At 33.9% G+C, this 19099-nt stretch carries 16 protein-coding genes and 1 other RNA gene; 6 read left to right on the top strand and 11 right to left on the bottom strand.

Annotation, left to right across the window (positions count from 1 at the left end; translation table 11 throughout):
• The first annotated feature begins 483 nt into the window (after positions 1-483).
• On the top strand, positions 484-1773 hold the full coding sequence (locus OO775_RS03055; RefSeq protein WP_264845537.1) for a glycosyltransferase: 1290 nt from the start codon (positions 484-486) through the stop codon (positions 1771-1773).
• Positions 1774-1785: 12 nt separating this feature from the next.
• Here the strand turns inward: OO775_RS03055 and OO775_RS03050 are convergent, their stop codons facing one another.
• Positions 1786-2850 carry a lactonase family protein gene (locus OO775_RS03050; RefSeq protein WP_264845536.1) on the bottom strand — a complete coding sequence of 355 codons (1065 nt, stop codon included), beginning with the start codon at positions 2848-2850 and terminating at the stop codon, positions 1786-1788.
• 92 nt (positions 2851-2942) lie between these two features.
• On the opposite strand from OO775_RS03050, the gene OO775_RS03045 reads away from it, so the two are divergent.
• Positions 2943-3818, top strand: a complete 876-nt coding sequence (locus OO775_RS03045) for a cation diffusion facilitator family transporter (protein WP_264845535.1) — start codon at positions 2943-2945, stop codon at positions 3816-3818.
• 20 nt (positions 3819-3838) lie between these two features.
• On the opposite strand, the gene OO775_RS03040 is transcribed toward OO775_RS03045, so the two are convergent.
• Both OO775_RS03040 and OO775_RS03035 read right to left on the bottom strand, forming a co-directional pair.
• Positions 3839-4363: an adenine phosphoribosyltransferase gene (locus OO775_RS03040; protein WP_264845534.1), complete on the bottom strand. Its 525-nt coding sequence runs from the start codon at positions 4361-4363 to the stop codon at positions 3839-3841.
• A 118-nt stretch (positions 4364-4481) separates the two neighbouring features.
• Positions 4482-4904 carry a nucleoside-diphosphate kinase gene (locus OO775_RS03035; protein WP_264845533.1) on the bottom strand — a complete coding sequence of 141 codons (423 nt, stop codon included), beginning with the start codon at positions 4902-4904 and terminating at the stop codon, positions 4482-4484.
• Positions 4905-4994: 90 nt separating this feature from the next.
• On the opposite strand from OO775_RS03035, the gene ffs reads away from it, so the two are divergent.
• Positions 4995-5093, top strand: an RNA gene (ffs, locus tag OO775_RS03030) — signal recognition particle sRNA small type.
• 29 nt (positions 5094-5122) lie between these two features.
• On the opposite strand, the gene OO775_RS03025 is transcribed toward ffs, so the two are convergent.
• Positions 5123-5884 (bottom strand): MBL fold metallo-hydrolase, encoded by a 762-nt coding sequence (locus tag OO775_RS03025; RefSeq protein ID WP_264845532.1) that lies wholly within the window; start codon positions 5882-5884, stop codon positions 5123-5125.
• Positions 5885-6063: 179 nt separating this feature from the next.
• On the opposite strand from OO775_RS03025, the gene rpsO reads away from it, so the two are divergent.
• Positions 6064-6333, top strand: coding sequence for a 30S ribosomal protein S15 (gene rpsO, locus OO775_RS03020; RefSeq protein ID WP_264845531.1), 270 nt, complete (start codon positions 6064-6066; stop codon positions 6331-6333).
• A 199-nt stretch (positions 6334-6532) separates the two neighbouring features.
• Positions 6533-8683 (top strand): polyribonucleotide nucleotidyltransferase, encoded by a 2151-nt coding sequence (locus OO775_RS03015; protein ID WP_264845530.1) that lies wholly within the window; start codon positions 6533-6535, stop codon positions 8681-8683.
• A gap of 494 nt (positions 8684-9177) precedes the next feature.
• On the opposite strand, the gene OO775_RS03010 is transcribed toward OO775_RS03015, so the two are convergent.
• A complete protein-coding gene (locus OO775_RS03010) occupies positions 9178-10338 on the bottom strand; it encodes a hypothetical protein (RefSeq protein ID WP_264845529.1) in 1161 nt (386 codons plus the stop codon).
• A gap of 9 nt (positions 10339-10347) precedes the next feature.
• On the bottom strand, positions 10348-11529 hold the full coding sequence (locus tag OO775_RS03005; RefSeq protein WP_264845528.1) for an AIR synthase related protein: 1182 nt from the start codon (positions 11527-11529) through the stop codon (positions 10348-10350).
• 127 nt (positions 11530-11656) lie between these two features.
• Here OO775_RS03005 and ruvB point away from each other — a divergent pair, with 127 nt between their 5' ends.
• Complete coding sequence (ruvB, locus tag OO775_RS03000) at positions 11657-12685, top strand: Holliday junction branch migration DNA helicase RuvB (RefSeq protein ID WP_264845527.1); 1029 nt, start codon at positions 11657-11659, stop codon at positions 12683-12685.
• 3 nt (positions 12686-12688) lie between these two features.
• Here ruvB and OO775_RS02995 read toward each other — a convergent pair whose 3' ends face one another.
• From OO775_RS02995 to OO775_RS02975, 5 genes are all read right to left on the bottom strand, one after another.
• Positions 12689-14716, bottom strand: coding sequence for an LTA synthase family protein (locus tag OO775_RS02995; protein ID WP_264845526.1), 2028 nt, complete (start codon positions 14714-14716; stop codon positions 12689-12691).
• Between the two features lie 83 nt (positions 14717-14799).
• Entirely contained in the window at positions 14800-16014 is a 1215-nt protein-coding gene (locus OO775_RS02990) for a metallophosphoesterase family protein (RefSeq protein ID WP_264845525.1), read from the bottom strand.
• A gap of 132 nt (positions 16015-16146) precedes the next feature.
• A complete protein-coding gene (locus tag OO775_RS02985) occupies positions 16147-16881 on the bottom strand; it encodes a rhomboid family intramembrane serine protease (RefSeq protein ID WP_264845638.1) in 735 nt (244 codons plus the stop codon).
• Complete coding sequence (mutL, locus tag OO775_RS02980; RefSeq protein ID WP_264845524.1) at positions 16881-18728, bottom strand: DNA mismatch repair endonuclease MutL; 1848 nt, start codon at positions 18726-18728, stop codon at positions 16881-16883. The genes OO775_RS02985 and mutL overlap by 1 nt, the downstream gene beginning before the upstream one ends.
• 32 nt (positions 18729-18760) lie before the next feature.
• The gene (locus tag OO775_RS02975) at positions 18761-19048 is read right to left on the bottom strand and encodes a hypothetical protein (RefSeq protein WP_264845523.1); all 288 of its coding nucleotides are present in this window, start codon (positions 19046-19048) and stop codon (positions 18761-18763) included.
• Between the last annotated feature and the right edge of the window lie 51 nt (positions 19049-19099).

The following is a 19099-nucleotide window of genomic DNA, read 5'->3' as shown; positions in this document are numbered from 1 at the left end:
ATTACCAATTATGAATTTATATAAATTTCAAAAAAAGAATACAAATAAAGAATACAAATGTTAATATTAAACACTCAATGGAAGTGCAAATGTATGACATTCTGAAATAATACGCAAATCTATAATGGAATATTTTTTTAAAAAAGAAAAAAAATATAATATGTTTGTTTCAAGAAAAGTATTATTTTATATATCGTAAATATTTCCTGAAATATTTCTATAAAAAAGAGTAATTTTATTTTTATATTGTCAAAAAAATAATTATTTTATTTGTTATCAAAAAGGAGAATACTTGTTTGAATTCTAAAAAATTGACTAAAAGCTTAGTATCATACTTTAAATTTGTATATATACAATATATATTTCTTTTGACAATCATACCATAAATATATTATATCAATTTCAAAAAAGACATTTTCCTTTAAAAACTAATCAAAAAAATTGTATTTTTGCCAAAGGAACAAAATATTTTATTGTTTTTAGATGAAAAAAATTCTCATTATAACTTATTATTGGGCACCAGCAGGCGGTCCAGGCGTACAACGTTGGCTGAAATTTGTAAAATATTTACGAAATTTTGGGATAGAGCCTATTGTCTACGCTCCAAAAAATCCGCATTATCCGATGATAGACTCTGAAATAGGAAATGATATTCCTTCGGATATTACAATCATAAAACGCTCAATAATAGAACCTTATGCGATAGCTGCTCTTTTTTCCAAAGAAAAAACTCAAAAAATTAGCTCAGGAATTATTCCTACCAAAAGAATGTCATGGCTCGAAAAATGTATGCTTTGGGTACGTGGGAATTTGTTTATTCCTGATGCGCGTGTGCTTTGGGTTCGTCCTTCAATTCTATTTTTAGAAAAATATATTATTGAAAATCAGATAAATACAATAATTACAACAGCACCTCCACATAGTGTTCATCTGATAGGTCTAGGTTTGAAAGAAAAAATGAAAAATATTCGCTGGATAGCTGATTTTCGCGACCCTTGGACAAATATTGGGTATCATTCTTCTTTGTTTTTAACACAAAAATCCGCTCAAAAACATTTAAAATTAGAACAAAAAGTATTACAAACAGCAGATAATATTATAGTTACAAGTTTTTCTACACAGAAAGAATTTCAGCAGAAAACCGACAAGCCTATCACTGTAATAACCAACGGATATGATGATTATCAGCAAGTTAGTATTTCTTTATCGGACAAATTTTTACTTTCACATATCGGGTCATTACTCACAGAAAGAAATCCTAAAATATTGTGGCAAGTATTGGGAGATTTAGTTACTGAAAATTATGAATTTGCTAATAATTTTCAATTATGTTTGGCAGGAAGGGTAAGTGATGAAGTTCTTGCAGATTTGAATAAAAATGGATTAACCCCATTCTTAGATATAAAAGGATATATTTCACATAATCAAGTGCTTACTTTGCAAAGACAATCACAAGTATTATTACTTTTAGAAATCAATCATCCCAATACTGAAGGAATAATTCCGGGAAAATTATTCGAATATATGATCTCGGGGCGACCTATTTTGGCGATGGGATACAAAAATTGGGACGCAGGTGAAATTATTCGGCAAACCAATACGGGCAAGGTACTTCCGTATGACGATTACAACGCAATAAAAGATTGTTTATTAGTGTATTACGATCTTTATAAAGAACGAAAATTACAAATATCGCATCCGATAGGGCTTTCGATATATCACAGACGAAATTTGACTCAAAAATTAGCTGAAATCATTAAAAAAGAAGTGTAATTTAATTTATTTTTATTTCAAAAATTGAATACAAACCGGTTTAGGAATATTCAATTCATTTTTTAGTTGTAATAATCCATCATTCTGAATTTCAAATACTTGTATCGCATCTTCATCACGAGAAGCAACTAAGAGGTATTTACCGTCTGGTGAAATTACAAAATTACGAGGGTGTTTTTTCGTAATTTGATAGTCTATTTTGTTTAATTTTCCTGATTTCTGAATAGAAAAAATAGCAATTCCGTCATTTTTCAAGCGGTTGCTTGCGTAAAGATATTTTCCATCAGGACTAATTCGAATATCGGCACCACCTTTTACATCAATAGATCCATCAGTTTCAACTTGTTGTATTTCAGATAGTTTGTTGTTTTTATAACGAAAAACATTTATTTTTCGAGAAAATTCTCCCAATACATACAGATATTTTCCGTTGGGCGAAAAAATAAGATGACGAGGTCCTGTGCCAGATGTGAGTTTTATGCTTTTATTTTCATCTTGTTGCAACACTCCATTTTTCCATTCAAATACGTAAAGCATGTCAGTTCCTAAATCGGTAGCAATAACTTGTTTTTTGTCTGGCGAAGAGACCAAGCAGTGTAAATGTGAATTCTCTGAAAAATCAATTTTTTGACGTATTTCACTTAAATCACCATCGGGATTAGCACCAAATACAGATATATTACCACCTGTATAGTTTGCAGTTATAACAATTTTATTTTCAGCGTTATACATAACAAAACAAGGAGCGCCTCCCTGTGTGTTTTTCTGACTAATAGGGCGAATTTTTTTATATTTTTTATTTAACGAAAAAGAAAAAAGTTCGCTATCGTGTTGATCATTTTCACTTACTGAGAAAAGAAATTTCTCATCAGAAGAAAGAGTAAGGTATGACGGATTTTTGATGAAAGTAGAAGTTATTTTTTCAAAATTAGAAAACTGATTATCAGTCTTGTACCAATAAATCCCTTCACTATTGGTATCGGTATAAGTTCCTACTAAGAATTGTAATTCTTTTTTGTTTTGAGCAAAAAATTTGGTCGTAGTGAGGAGTAATAATAAGACGCAAAAAGGTTTCATAATTTGTCAAATTTAGTTTGGCAAAGATACATTTTTTTCTTTGAAAGATAAAAAAAAGTCGTACTTTTGCTCGTTGAATGCAAGGGGATATAATGAAAGAAAAAACAGCTATAAAAGCAACATATTTTAGCATTGTAGGTAATTTAGGTTTAGCCTTGGTCAAGTTTTTGGCAGGATTTTTTGGAAATTCGTATGCACTTATTGCCGATGCAATAGAATCAGTTACAGATACATTTGCTTCTATTTTGGTGCTTGTAGGGCTAAAATATGCAGAAAAACCTGCTGATGAGAACCATCCGTACGGGCACGGTAAGATTGAAGCATTGGTAACTTTTGTGGTTGTTGGTTTTTTGATTACTTCGGCAATAGTTATAGCTTATCAGAGTGTTCAGAATATAAGAACACCACACACTTTACCCGAAAAATGGACACTTCTTGTATTGGCGATTATTATTCTTTGGAAAGAGATTTCATATCGTATCGTATTGAAAAATAGTAAATTAACTAATAGTACATCACTCAAAGCTGATGCGTGGCATCACCGTGCCGATGCAATTACTTCGGTAGCTGCTTTTGTGGGAATTACTATTGCTTTGCTTTTGGGAGAAGGGTATGAAACTGCTGATGATTGGGCAGCACTTCTCGCTTCGGGGATTATTCTGTACAATGCTTATGCTATTTTTCGACCTGCCCTTGGTGAAATTCTTGATGAAGATATTTATGATGAACTTTCTGCTCGAATTTATGAAATTTCCAAAGAAGTTGAAGGAATTATTGGGATAGAAAAATGCCATATTCGCAAGGTCGGAATGCGATATTGCGTAGATTTACACGTGATTGTTAATGGAGATATTTCTGTAAAAGAAGGGCACGATTTAGCACACATACTTCAACATACTTTGTATAAACGCGTAGATACATTAACTTCAGTTTTTATTCATATTGAACCCGATTACAAAGAAATATAGTATTTATGTCGATGCCTTTTTTATGATTTTATCAGAGAAACAACTTCATAATTACTTAATTTTTCTCGCCCGTGTAAGAAAGTTAATTCCATCAGAAAACTTAACTGCACGATGTTTCCTCCCAAGCGTTCTACCAATCGGCAAGTAGCAGCAGCTGTACCTCCTGTTGCTAAAACATCATCGTGAATTAAAATATTTTCACCTTTTTTAATCGCATCGGCGTGCATTTCTAATCGGTCTATGCCATATTCTAACGTATATTCCTCACTGATGGTTTGATAAGGAAGTTTTCCGGGTTTGCGAACAGGAATGAAACCAACGCCTAATTGTTGTGCAAGAAGTGTTCCGAAGAAAAAGCCTCGACTTTCCATTCCAACAACTTTATCAACTTTTAAGCCGTTGAGCGCTTTTACAAATTGGTTGATAACTTCTTGTGTAGCTTCGGGACTCAATAGCAAGGGAGTAATATCTTTAAAAATAATTCCTTTTTTAGGGAAATCAACAATATCTCTTATATAATTTTCTAAATGTATTTCTGTATTCATAGGTAATATCTCTGTTTAATACACACAAAATCTCTCCAAACAGAAATTGAAAATCAAAAATCTGTTTAGAAAGAATTTCAAATTGCAAAAGTAAAAAAAAATACTTAAATATAAATCCTTAATCAAATATTTCTCGTTTTGAAAAATAAAAAGAAGCTTCTTTTTCTGCATTTTCGTTGCTGTCAGCACCGTGTATCGCATTTTCGGTAACATCTTTCCCGTATTTTTGCCGAATTGTACCTTTTTCAGCCACTTCTGGATTGGTAGCACCTATGAATTTGCGAAAATCCTCCACAGCATTTTCTTTTTCTAAAACCATAACAACAATTGGGCTACGCGACATAAAAGAAACCAGCGTTTCAAAGAAAGGTTTCTCTTGATGAATTTCGTAAAATTTACGAGCTTCACCAGCAGAAAGATGTGTGTATTTCATTGCCAAAATTTTAAAACCACCTTCCGTAATTTGTTGAATAATAGCACCTATATGCCCATTTTCTACGGCATTGGGTTTAATCATTGTAAAAGTTCTATTGGTTTTCATTATTTTATTTTTTTATAAATTTCAATGTCAAAGATAAAAATTTTTTTTGATATAATTTGCAGAAATGTAAAATATTTGTACCTTTGCCCTCGGCAAGTCCTACACGACCAGCTCCCTTAGAATCCTCCAGGGTGGGAACACAGCAAAGGTATAAGGTTGTAGCGGTGCGATGTGGGTAGCTTGCCTTTTTTATTTGTAATAAATTGAAATACAAGGGTCTAGATATCTATAACTAAATTATCATACGCCAAAAAAACATTTGTAGGAAGTTCTTTTTGTACTTCTTGATGAAAACCCAACGCTTGGCTAATATGTGTTAAATAGCTACGTTGAGGTTTTATTTCTTTGATAATATCAACCGCTTGTGATAGGGTAAAGTGTGTCGGGTGTTCTTCTTTTCGTAAAGCATTGATAACCAGCATGTCAAGATTGTGTAGTTTTTTTAATTCTTCATCGTGAATATATTTTGCATCGGTTATATACGCTATGTTATCAATACGATAACCTAAGATAGGTAGGTTGCCATGTATTATATTTATAGGAGTTACTTTCTTACCAAAAAGCAAAAAAGGCATTTCTTCTACCTGATGAATATGGACAGAAGGAGCTCCAGGGTATCGGTTTTCTGTAGCAAAAATATAATGAAAACGTTGTTTAAGTTGCTCAATAACACGCTCTTGTGCATAAATAGGCATGTCGCCTTGCAGATATACAAAAGGGCGAATATCGTCTAATCCAGCAGTGTGGTCGGCGTGTTCGTGGGTAAAAAGAATAGCCTCTAAGTGTCGTACATTATGAGTGAGCATTTGCTGACGGAAATCAGGAGAGCAATCAATATTGATGTTGATATCTCCCCACGATAACATAGCTGAAGTCCGTAATCGCTTGTCCTTTGGGTCTGCACTTTGTCCTACAGGGTGGTCAATGCCTATCACGGGTATGCCTTGCGAGGTTCCTGTGCCTAAAAAAGTTATTTTCACAAAAAATTTTTTATTTTTAAATGGCAAAAATACGAAAAATATATAATATAGGAGGCAATTTTGTTGAAAATGAAATTGCTGTTAATAAAAAATCAATGAAAAATTTGCTATATAAAAATATTGTTATATATTTGCACCCGAATTTTTAAGTACATAATAATCATTTAAATAATATTGGAATGTATCTAACGAAAGAAGTTAAAGCAGAAATTTTCAAAAAACATGGCGGAAGTGAAACTAATACAGGTTCTGCCGAAGGGCAAATAGCGCTATTTACACATCGAATCAATCACTTAACAGAACACTTGCGTAAAAATCGTAAAGATTATAATACAGAGCGTTCTTTGGTAAGATTAGTAGGTAAACGCAGAAGTTTGCTTGATTACCTTAAAGAAAAAGATATTGAGCGTTACAGAGCTATCATTAAAGAATTGGGTATTAGAAAATAATTGCAAAAGGAGGCTTTTTTGCCTCTTTTTTTCTTTCTTGTAAAGAAAAAATTTAAATTTATTGTTTTTATGACAATTTTTAAGTAAATATGAATTTACAAAAAACCAACAAAAAAGAAGCCTGTCAGTGCTAACTGACCATTGGGAATAAACTACAACAACACAGCTTTTTGTTTAATTTTTTAAAATTTACGAATTTATGATTCCAGAAGTAAAAAAAGAAATCATTGTCCTTGATGATGGTAGAGAAATATCTATCGAAACGGGCAAATTGGCAAAACAAGCTGATGGTTCTGTTGTGGTACGTATGGGCAACGCTATGCTCCTTGCCACAGTAGTTTCCAATAAAGAAGCAGGAGAAGGGGTTGATTTTCTACCTTTGACAGTAGATTATCGTGAGAAATTTGCAGCAGCAGGGCGTTTCCCTGGCGGATTTTTCAAACGCGAAGCTCGCCCAAGTGACCAAGAAGTACTTACAATGCGCTTGGTTGATAGAGTTCTTCGCCCGTTGTTTCCAAAAGATTATTTTTGTGAGACTCAAGTGATGATTCAATTGATGTCTCACGATGAAAATGTTATGCCCGATGCCTTAGCAGGATTGGCAGCTTCGGCATGTATTGCCGTTTCTGACATTCCTTTTGATGGACCTATTTCAGAGGTTCGTGTAGGGCGTATTGACGGGAAATTTGTAATCAATCCAAGTCCTGAGCAGTTGAAACTATCAGATATGGACATTATGGTTGGGGCTTCCAAAGATTTTGTAGCAATGGTTGAAGGAGAAATGGACGAAGTCTCTGAAAAAGAAATGGCTGATGCAATTCATTTCGCTCACGAATCTATTAAAGTGCAAATTGAGGCACAGCAACGCTTAGCTACGAAAATTAGTAAAGAAATTAGAACATATCAAGTTCCCGAAGAAAACGAAGAAATCACTCAAAAAGTCTATGATTTCTGCTATGATAAGTGTTATGCCATTGCCAAAGAGAACACAACAAAACACGAACGAAGTGATAAGTTTGATGCTGTAAAAACAGCGTGTGAAGCCTTATTTAACGAAGAAGAATTAGAAGAATATGGAGCTTTAATTGCCAAATATTTTGGAAAAGCTCAAAAAGAGGCAGTTCGTAATCTGATTTTGAATGAAAATATCCGTTTAGATGGACGAAATACAACGCAAATACGTCCTATCTGGTGTGAGATTGATTATTTGCCTTCACCTCATGGGTCATCTATTTTTACACGAGGTGAAACACAGGCTTTGGCGACGGTTACCTTGGGAACATCACGTGAGGCAAATGTTATTGATCTCCCCACAGAACAAGGTGAAGAGCGGTTCTATTTACATTATAATTTTCCACCTTTTTCAACAGGAGAGGCTCGCCCTCTTCGAGGAACTTCTCGTAGAGAAATCGGACACGGAAACTTGGCACAACGTGCATTAAAACGAATGATTCCAGCTGATTGTCCTTATACAGTTCGCGTGGTTTCCGAAGTGTTAGAATCGAATGGGTCGTCTTCTATGGCAACAGTTTGCGCTGGAACATTAGCACTTATGGATGCTGGGGTTCAGATGAAAAAACCAGTTTCAGGAATTGCAATGGGGCTTATTACTGATGGCGATCGCTATGCAGTTCTTTCCGATATTTTGGGTGATGAAGACCATTTGGGTGATATGGATTTTAAAGTTACAGGAACCAAAGATGGAATTACAGCTTGTCAAATGGATATAAAAATAAAAGGATTAACATATGAAATTCTTGAAAAAGCCCTTGAACAAGCTCGTGAAGGACGTATGCACATATTGGGCAAAATAACTGATACAATAGCAAAACCAGCTTCTGAAGTGAAACCTCATGCTCCGAAAATTGTAAAAATGGAAATGCCAAAAGAATATATTGGAGCGTTCATTGGTACAGGAGGTAAAAATATCCAAGAGCTTCAAGAGTGTACCAAAACTACGATTGTCGTTGAAGAGGTTGGTGAGTTGGGTATTGTGGAAATTTTGGGAACTGATGCGCAAGGTATTGAACAAGCCATAGAAGCGGTCAAAGCGGTATCGTTTGAACCCGTAGAAGGACAAACGTATTCGGTAAAAGTTGTTCGCTTGCTTGATTTTGGAGCTATTGTAGAGTTTATGCCAGGAAAAGATTCTTTTCTTCATATTTCAGAAATGGCTTGGGAGCGGACAGAAAAAGTTACAGATATACTTAAAGAAGGAGATATCTTTGAGGTAAAATATTTGGGTATTGACCCTAAAACTAAAAAAACTCGTGTATCTCGCAAGGCTTTATTGCCTCGTCCTGAAAAGGTACATCGCCCAAAAATACAACATTCTAAAAAAGAAGAATAAAATTCGTTTTATAATAAAAAAACAGCCTTTTTAAAGGCTGTTTTTTTATTAAGTCAATAATTATATAAGTTTTCGGATTTTGTAATAGTTGGCTTGAAGTGAATGTTTTTTCTTTTGAAGATTTCATTGAGTTTAAAAAAATCGGCTAAACGAAGTTCTCTGATCATTCCAATCATTCAATTCAATAAACTCTTGTAATTTTTCCAGAATTAACAAAGGTATCACTTGCCAAATGTGTATAGTTTTCAAATTCAAAGAATTTGTGCAAAATAGTTAGAAAATTTACCATAGCGTAGAATTTTTATTGACCAAATTTTCCAAGTATAGCAATTCCTTTTTCGGTGTTTTCCGAATACTTTTTTTACATAAATTAGCTATTAAATAAATCTGAAGAAATATAGAATGGTTAGCTCTTTGATTTGCATTTGTATTGTTTCCAAATGTATTCCAATTTATTTTTATAGAAAAAATTTTTTTAGCTTAAAATTAAAAGATTATGATTTCATTTTCCAAATTTGCCTTGTCCAAGAGATAACAATTAAGTATAAACAGCTGAAAATAAAGAGTAAATTAAAATAATTGGTGGGCAAATTAAATCCAAACCATATTGCCATTCCTTTGTAAAAAATAAGAATTTCGGTTGATAAAAAAGCTATTGTATAAATCAAAATAGACCAAAAGGAAAGTATTATTTTCAATTTTTCTTTCAAAAAATATAAAATTCCAAACATAATAACACCCAAAAATGTAAAGTGTAAGTAGCTTATTATAAGGTCGGTATTAAAAAAAATTCGTTTGACAACATAAGGAAAAATTCCCAGAGAAAGAAAAATCGTTTTTACTAAAAGCATTCCTACAAAAATGGATAGTAAAACAGATTTTTTAATTTTTTGAAAATATAAATAGCTCATTATCAGTAAGCTAATAAGCCATATAACAGCAGAAATACCTCCAATCCAGTACATCCATTGGGTTTGAAAAAGTCCTGTCCAAGACAAAAATAATGTTCCTAAAATACCTACCAAAACTCCATAATAACAAGTGGTTAATTTTATATTATTACTGATTTTTTCTAATTTTTGAACCCAAAGAGCAGTCAGTGCCGTTAGTATAAATCCGTTGTATTGAAAGTGCAAAAAGAAATAAATTGAAGATTGATACATCGGGCTTTCTTTGCCCAAAGTTGCTATAATAACAGGTAATGCCCATATTCCAATACTTGAAAAAAGTAAGAAAAAAATACTTGCTCTTACAAATTTGTATGATGGATTTTTTTTCTTATCAAAAGAAATATTTTTTAGAAAAAAATAACTATAACAATATGAAGCTAATAAAAATAACGAAGAAAAAAATATTGAAAAAAAGCCATAACCTTGCCAAGGAAAGCTAAATAACATTCCTGTAAGTGTTATTTGCGTGAAAATAAATAACTTACGATATTTTCTTTGCGATTTTTCTTCTAGAAATGAATGATTCAGTAGCGCAGTAATAATTGTGTAAATCCACCCCAAAATAGCTATATGCGAATGGGTATGGAGCAAAAATTGGTAATTGAAAAAAGGAGAAATTACATACGCAGACCTTAGTAATATACCGAGTATTATCGTGATACACAAATATAAAAAAGCACAACGTATTTGAATATAAGTATTCATTTTGAAAAATTAGAAATATTCAAATGTGCCAAACTCACTTTTGATAGTTAGTTTTTTGGTTTCAAATTTTTCGACACGACCGATAATTTGTGCTTCAACTTCAAAAGATTTTGAAATATCAATGATGTTTTGAGCGATTTGCTCAGGAACGTATAATTCCATTCGATGTCCGCAGTTGAAAACTTGATACATTTCTTTCCAATCGGTTTTTGATTCTTGTTGAATGAGTTTAAATAGGGGAGGTATGTTAAACAAATTATCTTTGATGACATGCAGATTATCTACAAAATGAAGTATCTTGGTTTGAGCTCCTCCACTGCAATGTACCATTCCGTGAATATCTTTTGGAGAATAGTTTTCAAGTATTTTTTTTATAATTGGAGCGTAAGTTCGTGTTGGCGAAAGTACTAATTTTCCTGCGTTAATAGGTGAATTTTCAATAGCATCAGTTAGTTTTTTTGTACCAGAATATACCAATTCATTAGGCAAAGAAGTATCAAAACTTTCAGGGTATTTTTCTGCTAAATAGTTAGCAAAAACATCGTGTCGAGCAGAAGTAAGTCCGTTACTTCCCATTCCTCCGTTGTATTGATTTTCATAAATAGCCTTCCCGAATGAAGCCAGACCTACGATTACATCACCGTGTTTAATGTTCGCATTATCAATTACTTGACTTCGTTTCATTCGGGCAGTAACCGTAGAATCAACAATAATGGTTCTAACCAAATCACCTACGTCCGCAGTTTCACCTCCTGTAGAATGAATTGTAATGCCGTAATCTTTGAGTTCTGTTATAAGTTCTTGCATACCATTGATAATAGCCGAAATAACTTGTGCAGGAATTACATTTTTGTTTCGCCCAATGGTTGAAGAAAGCAAGATATTATTGGTGGCGCCAACGCACAGAAGGTCATCAATATTCATAATAAGGGCATCTTGTGCGATACCTTTCCAAACGGACAAATCGCCTGTTTCTTTCCAATAGGCGTATGCCAACGAAGATTTTGTTCCTGCTCCATCGGCGTGCATAATCAGGCAATATTCGTTGTCATTGGTCAAAAAATCAGGAACAATTTTACAAAAGGCTTTCGGAAAAAGTCCTTTATCAATATTTTGAATAGCACTATGTACTTCCGACTTAGAGGCAGAAACGCCTCGCTGTGCGTATCGTTTGCTTACTTCTTGGCTCATTTGATAATCTGTATTTTGCGCAAAGATAGTATTTTTTCTAAAAAAAGAAAACTAATTTTTCAAAGGTTTTTTGGTTAATTCTCTTTTTTTCTTTTAAAATTAGTATATTTGCACGAATTTATACTATATGAACGAACATCTCAATCCGAATAAAGACCGATTTTCAGCTCAAGAGTTAGATATTGAAAAAGCTTTACGTCCGCTTTCATTTGATGATTTTACAGGGCAAGAAGTTGTATTGGAAAATCTTAAAGTTTTTGTTAAAGCTGCCAATTTGCGAGGAGAAGCCCTTGATCATACACTTTTTCACGGACCTCCTGGGCTTGGGAAAACTACTTTGGCGCATATTTTGGCAAATGAGCTGGGAGTAGGGATAAAAGTAACCTCGGGACCTGTGCTTGATAAACCAGGTGATTTGGCGGGACTTTTGACCAATTTGGAAGAGCGCGATGTCCTTTTTATTGATGAAATACATCGATTAAGTCCCATTGTGGAAGAATATCTGTATTCGGCAATGGAAGATTACAAAATTGATATTATGATAGAATCTGGTCCCAATGCGCGAAGTGTTCAAATTAGTTTAAATCCATTTACTTTGGTTGGAGCAACTACGCGTTCAGGATTGCTTACAGCGCCTATGCGTGCCCGATTTGGTATTCAGTCTCGCTTGCAATATTATTCTACGGAACTTTTGGCTGATATTGTTCAACGAAGTGCTTCGATACTTCAAGTACCTATTTCAATGGAAGCTGCTATAGAACTAGCTGGTCGAAGTCGTGGCACACCGCGTATAGCCAATGCACTTTTGCGTAGAGTACGCGATTTTGCTCAGATAAAAGGCAATGGAAAAATTGATATTGAAATTACACAATTTGGACTCAAAGCACTCAATGTTGATACGCACGGGTTAGATGAAATGGATAATAAAATTTTGACTACTATTATTGATAAATTCAAAGGTGGGCCTGTGGGAATATCAACGCTAGCTACTGCTGTTTCAGAAAGTGCCGAAACGATTGAAGAGGTATATGAACCTTTTCTTATTCAACAAGGATTTATTGTACGTACTCCTCGTGGGCGCGAAGTTACTGACTTGGCATACAAGCATTTGGGCAAAACCCGACTTAATCCGTCAGGGCAGGGGAGTTTGTTCTAAGAATTAGTTTCTATTTTTGTTTTCAATGTCTTTATAGATATGAATCGTTTGTAAAGTTCCAAAAGTTTTCATTTTCATCAGCATAAATTGGGCGTGCGAAGCGGAAATATCATCAAATTGAAGTTTTCGTTTCAGGCTATCTTTCCACGTATAATACATTGAGTTGTTATTCTCCGTGCTAACCACCCCGATAGAATCGGCAATAAAATCATAATTATTGATACCAAAACGATAATTAGATGATTTTTTGAACATATTATCTCCTGAATATACATACTTTTGATTTGACAAACTCAGATGAAACAAAGTTGGGAAAATATCTTTGTGCGAAACCATTATGTTAGGGTTGAAAAAGGCAGGTTTATAAGCCTCAGGAATATAAAAAAGGATAGGAACACTACGTTTTAGAAACATATTCTCGTTATCATATTCAAAAACTTGCCGAATATTATGGTCGCCAGTGGCTACAACAATCGTATTTTTTCCCAATGGAGAATTTTTGATTTTCTGTATAAATTTGGCTAACTCAGATGCTGCGTACTGATGCGAATAAAAGTTATCAATAGCCATTTTTTTATCAACGCGAATTTCTTTTTCGACAGCATCTATTTTGATAGGATAGGGCTTGTAATGAGACGGAATTTCATAAGGTGTATGATTGCTAACGGTAAGCGAAAAAATAAATTGAGGCTTTGAGGAAGGCTCAGCAAGTTTTTGAGCGATATATTCAAAAAGGTATCCGTCATGTACGCCCCAAGCAAACGATTCGGCTGTGGGGAATTGTTGCTCAATATGCGAACTTCCTTCTATAAAATCGAAATATTGTTGTTTGATAAAATTATCTACATTACGCCACGAAACATTGGCTCCTGTGATAAATAATGTTTGATAGCCTTGTTCTTTGAAAGGTTTTGCTACCGAAGAAGAAAATGGTGTACTAAAATAAGGTGATTGCGAGATAATTCCTTTGGGAGTATTGACTAACAAATTTTCTAAGGTCGAAATCGTACCATTGAACGAAGATAACCCATTTCTAAAATAGTACAAATCGGGCAATAGGTCTTTTAAATCGCCTAATAAGTTGAGTTCTTCGTTGTGAAGTTCAAAATAATGATTGCTCATACTTTCCATCAGAAAGAAAACCACATTGGGCGGATTTTTTTTCAGAAAATCGTTGGAAGGAGTTTTAGAAAACATATCCGAATCGAAAGAATCAATAACTTGCTCTCTGTACAACTCTTCTACTTGGTTAAATGATTTAAAACCATTTGCTTGCAATTCGTTTGAAATATCTGGATTGATATAATTTTCTTTTAGTTCAGTTCTGGCAAACTCCAGAGCATAAATAGGATTATAACAAAGTGAATTGATAAAACTATTGGGACTTACATTGGTATGGTCTCTTCTGAGAGGAAAAACTCCTAAACTTCCTCGCATACCAATAAAAAATAATGGAAAAATCAAAAGGAAAGCCAAACATAAGGTTTTCGAGAGATTTTTTTGTCCAAAATTTCTTTTTATAATACGATGAATTTGAAGAAAACCTATTATAATTACAGCAAAAGTTAGTATGATTTTGACAATCGGATAATCTGTCCAAACCGACCGAAGTACTGCTGAAGTATCATCATTAAAAATTCCAAAAAATAAAACATTGATATGCGATTGGAAGAATTGATAAAAGAAAAAGTCAATAATTTGTAATGAAACAAATGCAAATAACACAAGTAATAAATAATATTTGCAGAAGGTCAGGTATATCTTTTCAAATTTTTCAGAAAAAGATTTTGAGATAAAAAGGGCTACCAACCAAAATAGCGCCACAGGAAGAAATCCGTAGCAAATAGCTGAAATATCAAATCGCATTCCCATAAGAAAAGCTCGGACAATGTCCATTTTGTGGCTTTTGAATAATAGTTCGCTACCATAAACACCTAAGAAAATCAAGCGATATGCAAAAAATAAAACAAAAAAATAGGCAAAATATTTTATCCCACTTACTACGGTTTTTCCAAAAAGAGAAAGATTCATAATACTGATTTTATAGTGTGCAAAATTACTATTTTTTAGAATATTTATAAGAAAATAAATAAAAAAATATAAATTCAAAAAGATTATTGCAATTCATTGGCTTGTTCCAAAAGAATTGAAAAAGCTTCAAAGAGTTCTTGCCGAGTAGCCTTGTCGTAAGGTTGATTTTCTAACAATTTGGCAAATACTTCCTGAGGTTTTATATCCGAGAGTTGCTGATGCAATTCAAACAAATCCGAAGAACCCGTAAGTCGGTCTTCAAAAATCATTTTTGTTTTGACTATTTCGTATTCATTTTGGTGAAAATTTGTTACCAATTGTGTAAAATCATCTTCTATTTGAGCAGAATATATTGGTTCAACTAACTGAATTTCGAGCAAACTTACAAGGGGTAATGCTTCGTGCAAATTAGCCAATTTCATTTTGATTTCGTGCAAATTGCCACGCAAGGTAATCAATTTTCGAAATGACGGAATTGTGATGCTTTCGGGCTCAAATCCCTTTTGCGTATCAAGTAGAATTATGCGTTTCAAATCGTTACGCTCGCTAAACGAAAGCGCAATAGGTGAGCCGCTATACAATATTGGTGTTTTTGATTTTATTCGTTGTGGTTTGTGTATGTGCCCCAGTGCGATATAGTCAAATTTTCCTTCAAGAGCATCAATCTCAAAGCGCGCTTGATTACCGATTTGTATGTCACGCTCACTTTCCGAAGTTGTAATCTCTCCTGATGTGTATAAGTGTCCCATTGCGATAGAAGGTATATTCGGATATTGAGTTTTACAATATGCCCAAGCGTTTATAAAAACACGCTCAATACCTTCTTGAATTGTTTGCAATCGGCTTTCGTGTGAAGTATTTTCTGAAAATTTTAAAAGTTCGCTATCTTTCAAAAAAGGAATTGCAGCCACCACAACTTCAATTGCTCCCTGAGTATTTTCTATTGGGAAAATACACTGGATAATATCATCAGGGAGATTGCCTACAACACTGATATTTAGTTCATTGAATAAATCTTTAGGAGCATTTAAAACAACCGAAGAGTCATGATTTCCGCTAGTTATAATTACCCGACAATTCAATTTGTATAATAAGACCAAAGTTTGATAAAATTGCTTGCGAGCTTGTGCAGACGGATTGCTCGAATCAAAAATATCTCCTGCAATAAGAACTACCTCAATGCCTCGCTCAATAATTAGTTTTTCAAGCCATTGAACAAACAAATCAAATTCTTCCGAGAGTTCGTATTTGTGTAATCGTTTGCCAATATGCCAATCGGCTGTATGTAGTATTTTCATTTTCTGTATGTAAAAAGCGTATTTTACTCGCTATCAGACGAAATAATTTTGAATAAAAAAATATCAAGAAAAATATGTAATATGTTTATTCTTAATTGTTTAAAAGTTAAAAAAATCCATATTAGAGAAAACTTAACTAACAAAAAAACGATTTTTTTTCCTCCAAATCCACATCAGAATAAAACCAATAAGTGCCCCGCCCACGTGAGCAAAATGAGCGATATTTCCTCCAAAAATAGAAAAACCAGTAATACCAGAGAACAAATCTAATCCGACCAAAATAGGAATAAAATATTTGGCTTTGATGGGAACGGGAAAGAAAATAAGCATCAATTCGGCATTAGGGAATAGCATACCGAAGGCGACTAAAATACCATATACAGCCCCAGAAGCTCCTACGGCAGGTGTATTGTAAGCGCTCATCATATTTTGAAAAGTTTCAGCAGGAAGCATTGTTTCCCAAGCGGTATAGTATTTGCCTTTTTCAAGTATTTCAAAGATTTCTTGTGAGCTGTATCCTTCTTTGAGTAAAAGCGAAAATCCTTCTTGAAAGTAGTAATAATTTACCCCAGAATGAATTAGCGCAGCTCCCAATCCACAGGCAAAATAGAAAAATAAAAATCGGTTGCTTCCCCATATTTGTTCTAATGGGGAACCGAATGACCACAAGGCAAACATATTGAATATCAGGTGCGTAGTGCCTCCGTGCATAAACATATGTGAGATGAATTGCCACCAATGAAAGTTAGGGTTTTCAAAAAACCAAATGGCTGTCAATCCTTGAAAATTGGGTACAAACACTGCAATAATGAAGAAAACAACGTTTGCAATAATAAGATGCTTAATAGCTGGTGTAATTTGCATAATCAATTCAATTTATTATCTATATCTGTTATCGAAATTTCTGTATATATTTTTTTCTGAAAAGGCGAAAAATAAGGTTCTTTGCACGAAAAAAGGTCTTGAATGAGTTGTTCTTGGGCTTCTTGGGGAAGCGATTGCCCGGTGCGAATAGCTAAACTTTTTGCCAAGTGTTTTGCTAATAGTTCGTGTTGTAATATGTCATTGTGCGGCAGCTCATCAAGTTCGTTGTCAATAAGAAGTTGTAATACTTCACGTGCTTGACTTTCTTTTATATGAATAGGTGTTCCTGTCAGAGATAGTGTATCCAATTTTATTTCAAAAACAAAACCAGCTCGTTCCAATACGTCTTGGAGCTTGGTTATTGTATGCATCTCAACGGGCGAAAAATGTAATTCTATCGGGAAAAGCAGTTGTTGGCTTGAACTTTTGCCCGAAGAAATCGTTTTCAGAAATTGCTCGTACAAAATTCGTTCGTGCGCTCTATTTATATGTATGAATAGGATTTTTTCTTTCAGATGCGTAACCAAGTATTTCCTTTGGAAGAGCAAAATAGTTGATGAGGTTTGCAAAGCCGTATCTTCATCAAAGAGTGTAGGTAATTTGGACGGAAACTCTATCTCCGATATTTGTTCAAAACTATTCACTCGCGAAGGAATATCGGTGTATAAACTCTCCCAAGGGCTTGTTTTTTTTTCTTTTGAAAAAGTTTTTATTGAAGCAATTTTTCCCGAAGAAGATTGCTCCATTTTGAACGGATTGAAAGATGAATCAACCTGAAATGTAGGTGTTTGCGCCTCTTTATCTTTGTAATGATAAGGTGTTTGCAAGTCTTGACTAAGCGAAAAATCAATAGAAGGAGCTACATTGAACAGTCCTAAGCTATGTTTTATTACCGAGCGCAAAACAGCGTAAATAGTATGTTCGTCTTCAAATTTTATTTCTGTTTTTGTTGGATGAATGTTAATATCAATCGTTTTTGGATCAAGGGTGAGAAACAGAAAATATTCGGGTTGTTCGCCATCTTTTAAAAGTCCTTCAAAGGCACTATTTACAGCATGATGCAAATATCTACTCTTTATAAATCGCTGATTTACAATGAAAAATTGAGCTGTTTTATTCTTTTTGGAAGAAGGTTTGCATACAAAGCCTTCTACAGAAACCATTTCAGTTTGTTCGCTAACAGGAACTAATTTTTCATTATATTTGTTTCCAAAAATATGGACAATACGTTGTCTTAGATTGGTTGCAGGCAAGTTAAACACCTCAGTATCATTGCTGAAAAAATAAAAATGGACATCGGTATGAGCCAATGCTACTCTTTGAAATTCATCTATTATATGTCGAAGTTCTACATTGTCTGATTTTAAAAAATTACGTCGAGCAGGAATGTTAAAAAACAGATTTTTCATCAAGATAGATGTACCCGTATTCGTTACGCAAGGCTCTTGCGAAATAACTTTGTTGCCTTCTATTTTTATATGTGTGCCTGTTTGTGTATCGGTCTGTTTTGTAATGAGTTCAACCTGTGCAATTGCAGCGATTGAGGCAAGCGCTTCACCTCGGAAGCCTTTTGTTCTGAGAGAAAAAAGGTCTTGCGCTGAGCGAATTTTTGACGTTGCGTGTCTTTCAAAAGCCAAGCGTGCATCGGTTGGAGACATTCCTATTCCGTTATCAATGACTTGTACTAATGTTTTCCCAGCATCTCGGACGATTAACTTTATCTCGGTAGCCTGCGCATCTATGGCGTTTTCAAGCAACTCTTTTACTGCTGATGCAGGGCGAGAAACAACCTCACCAGCAGCAATCTGATTAGCTACGTGATCAGGTAGAAGTTGTATAATATCTGACATTTATGTAATTTCGTTGTAGAAAAAATTAAAAATTATTTTTTGAAAAATATACTCAAATCAAAATCAAGTATATAAAAAGCTATCAGCAAAAGAATGAGAAAAACAATAATAAGTGTTCTGTTAATCTCTCCGTTGTCTCGATTTCGACTTTCGTTACGAATATCTTGCCATTGAGTACCGATAGTTGTATTGGTCGTGTCGCGATACTTACGGATACGTTCCTCAAACTTATACGGATTACCAGTGTCTTTGCTGTTATAATAGCGAGGAGTATAGTTAAAACGTTTGTTCTTATCTAATTTGAATCCTTTTATTTTCATAGCAAGAAATATTTGTGCAAAAGTACAAATTTTTATTCTGCTTGTGAAATT

This window comes from Capnocytophaga catalasegens (assembly GCF_026005215.1).
Classification (GTDB): Bacteria; Bacteroidota; Bacteroidia; order Flavobacteriales; family Flavobacteriaceae; genus Capnocytophaga; species Capnocytophaga catalasegens.
The sequence above is the reverse complement of the archived record's forward strand: the minus strand, read 5'-3'. Positions and strand labels throughout refer to the sequence as shown.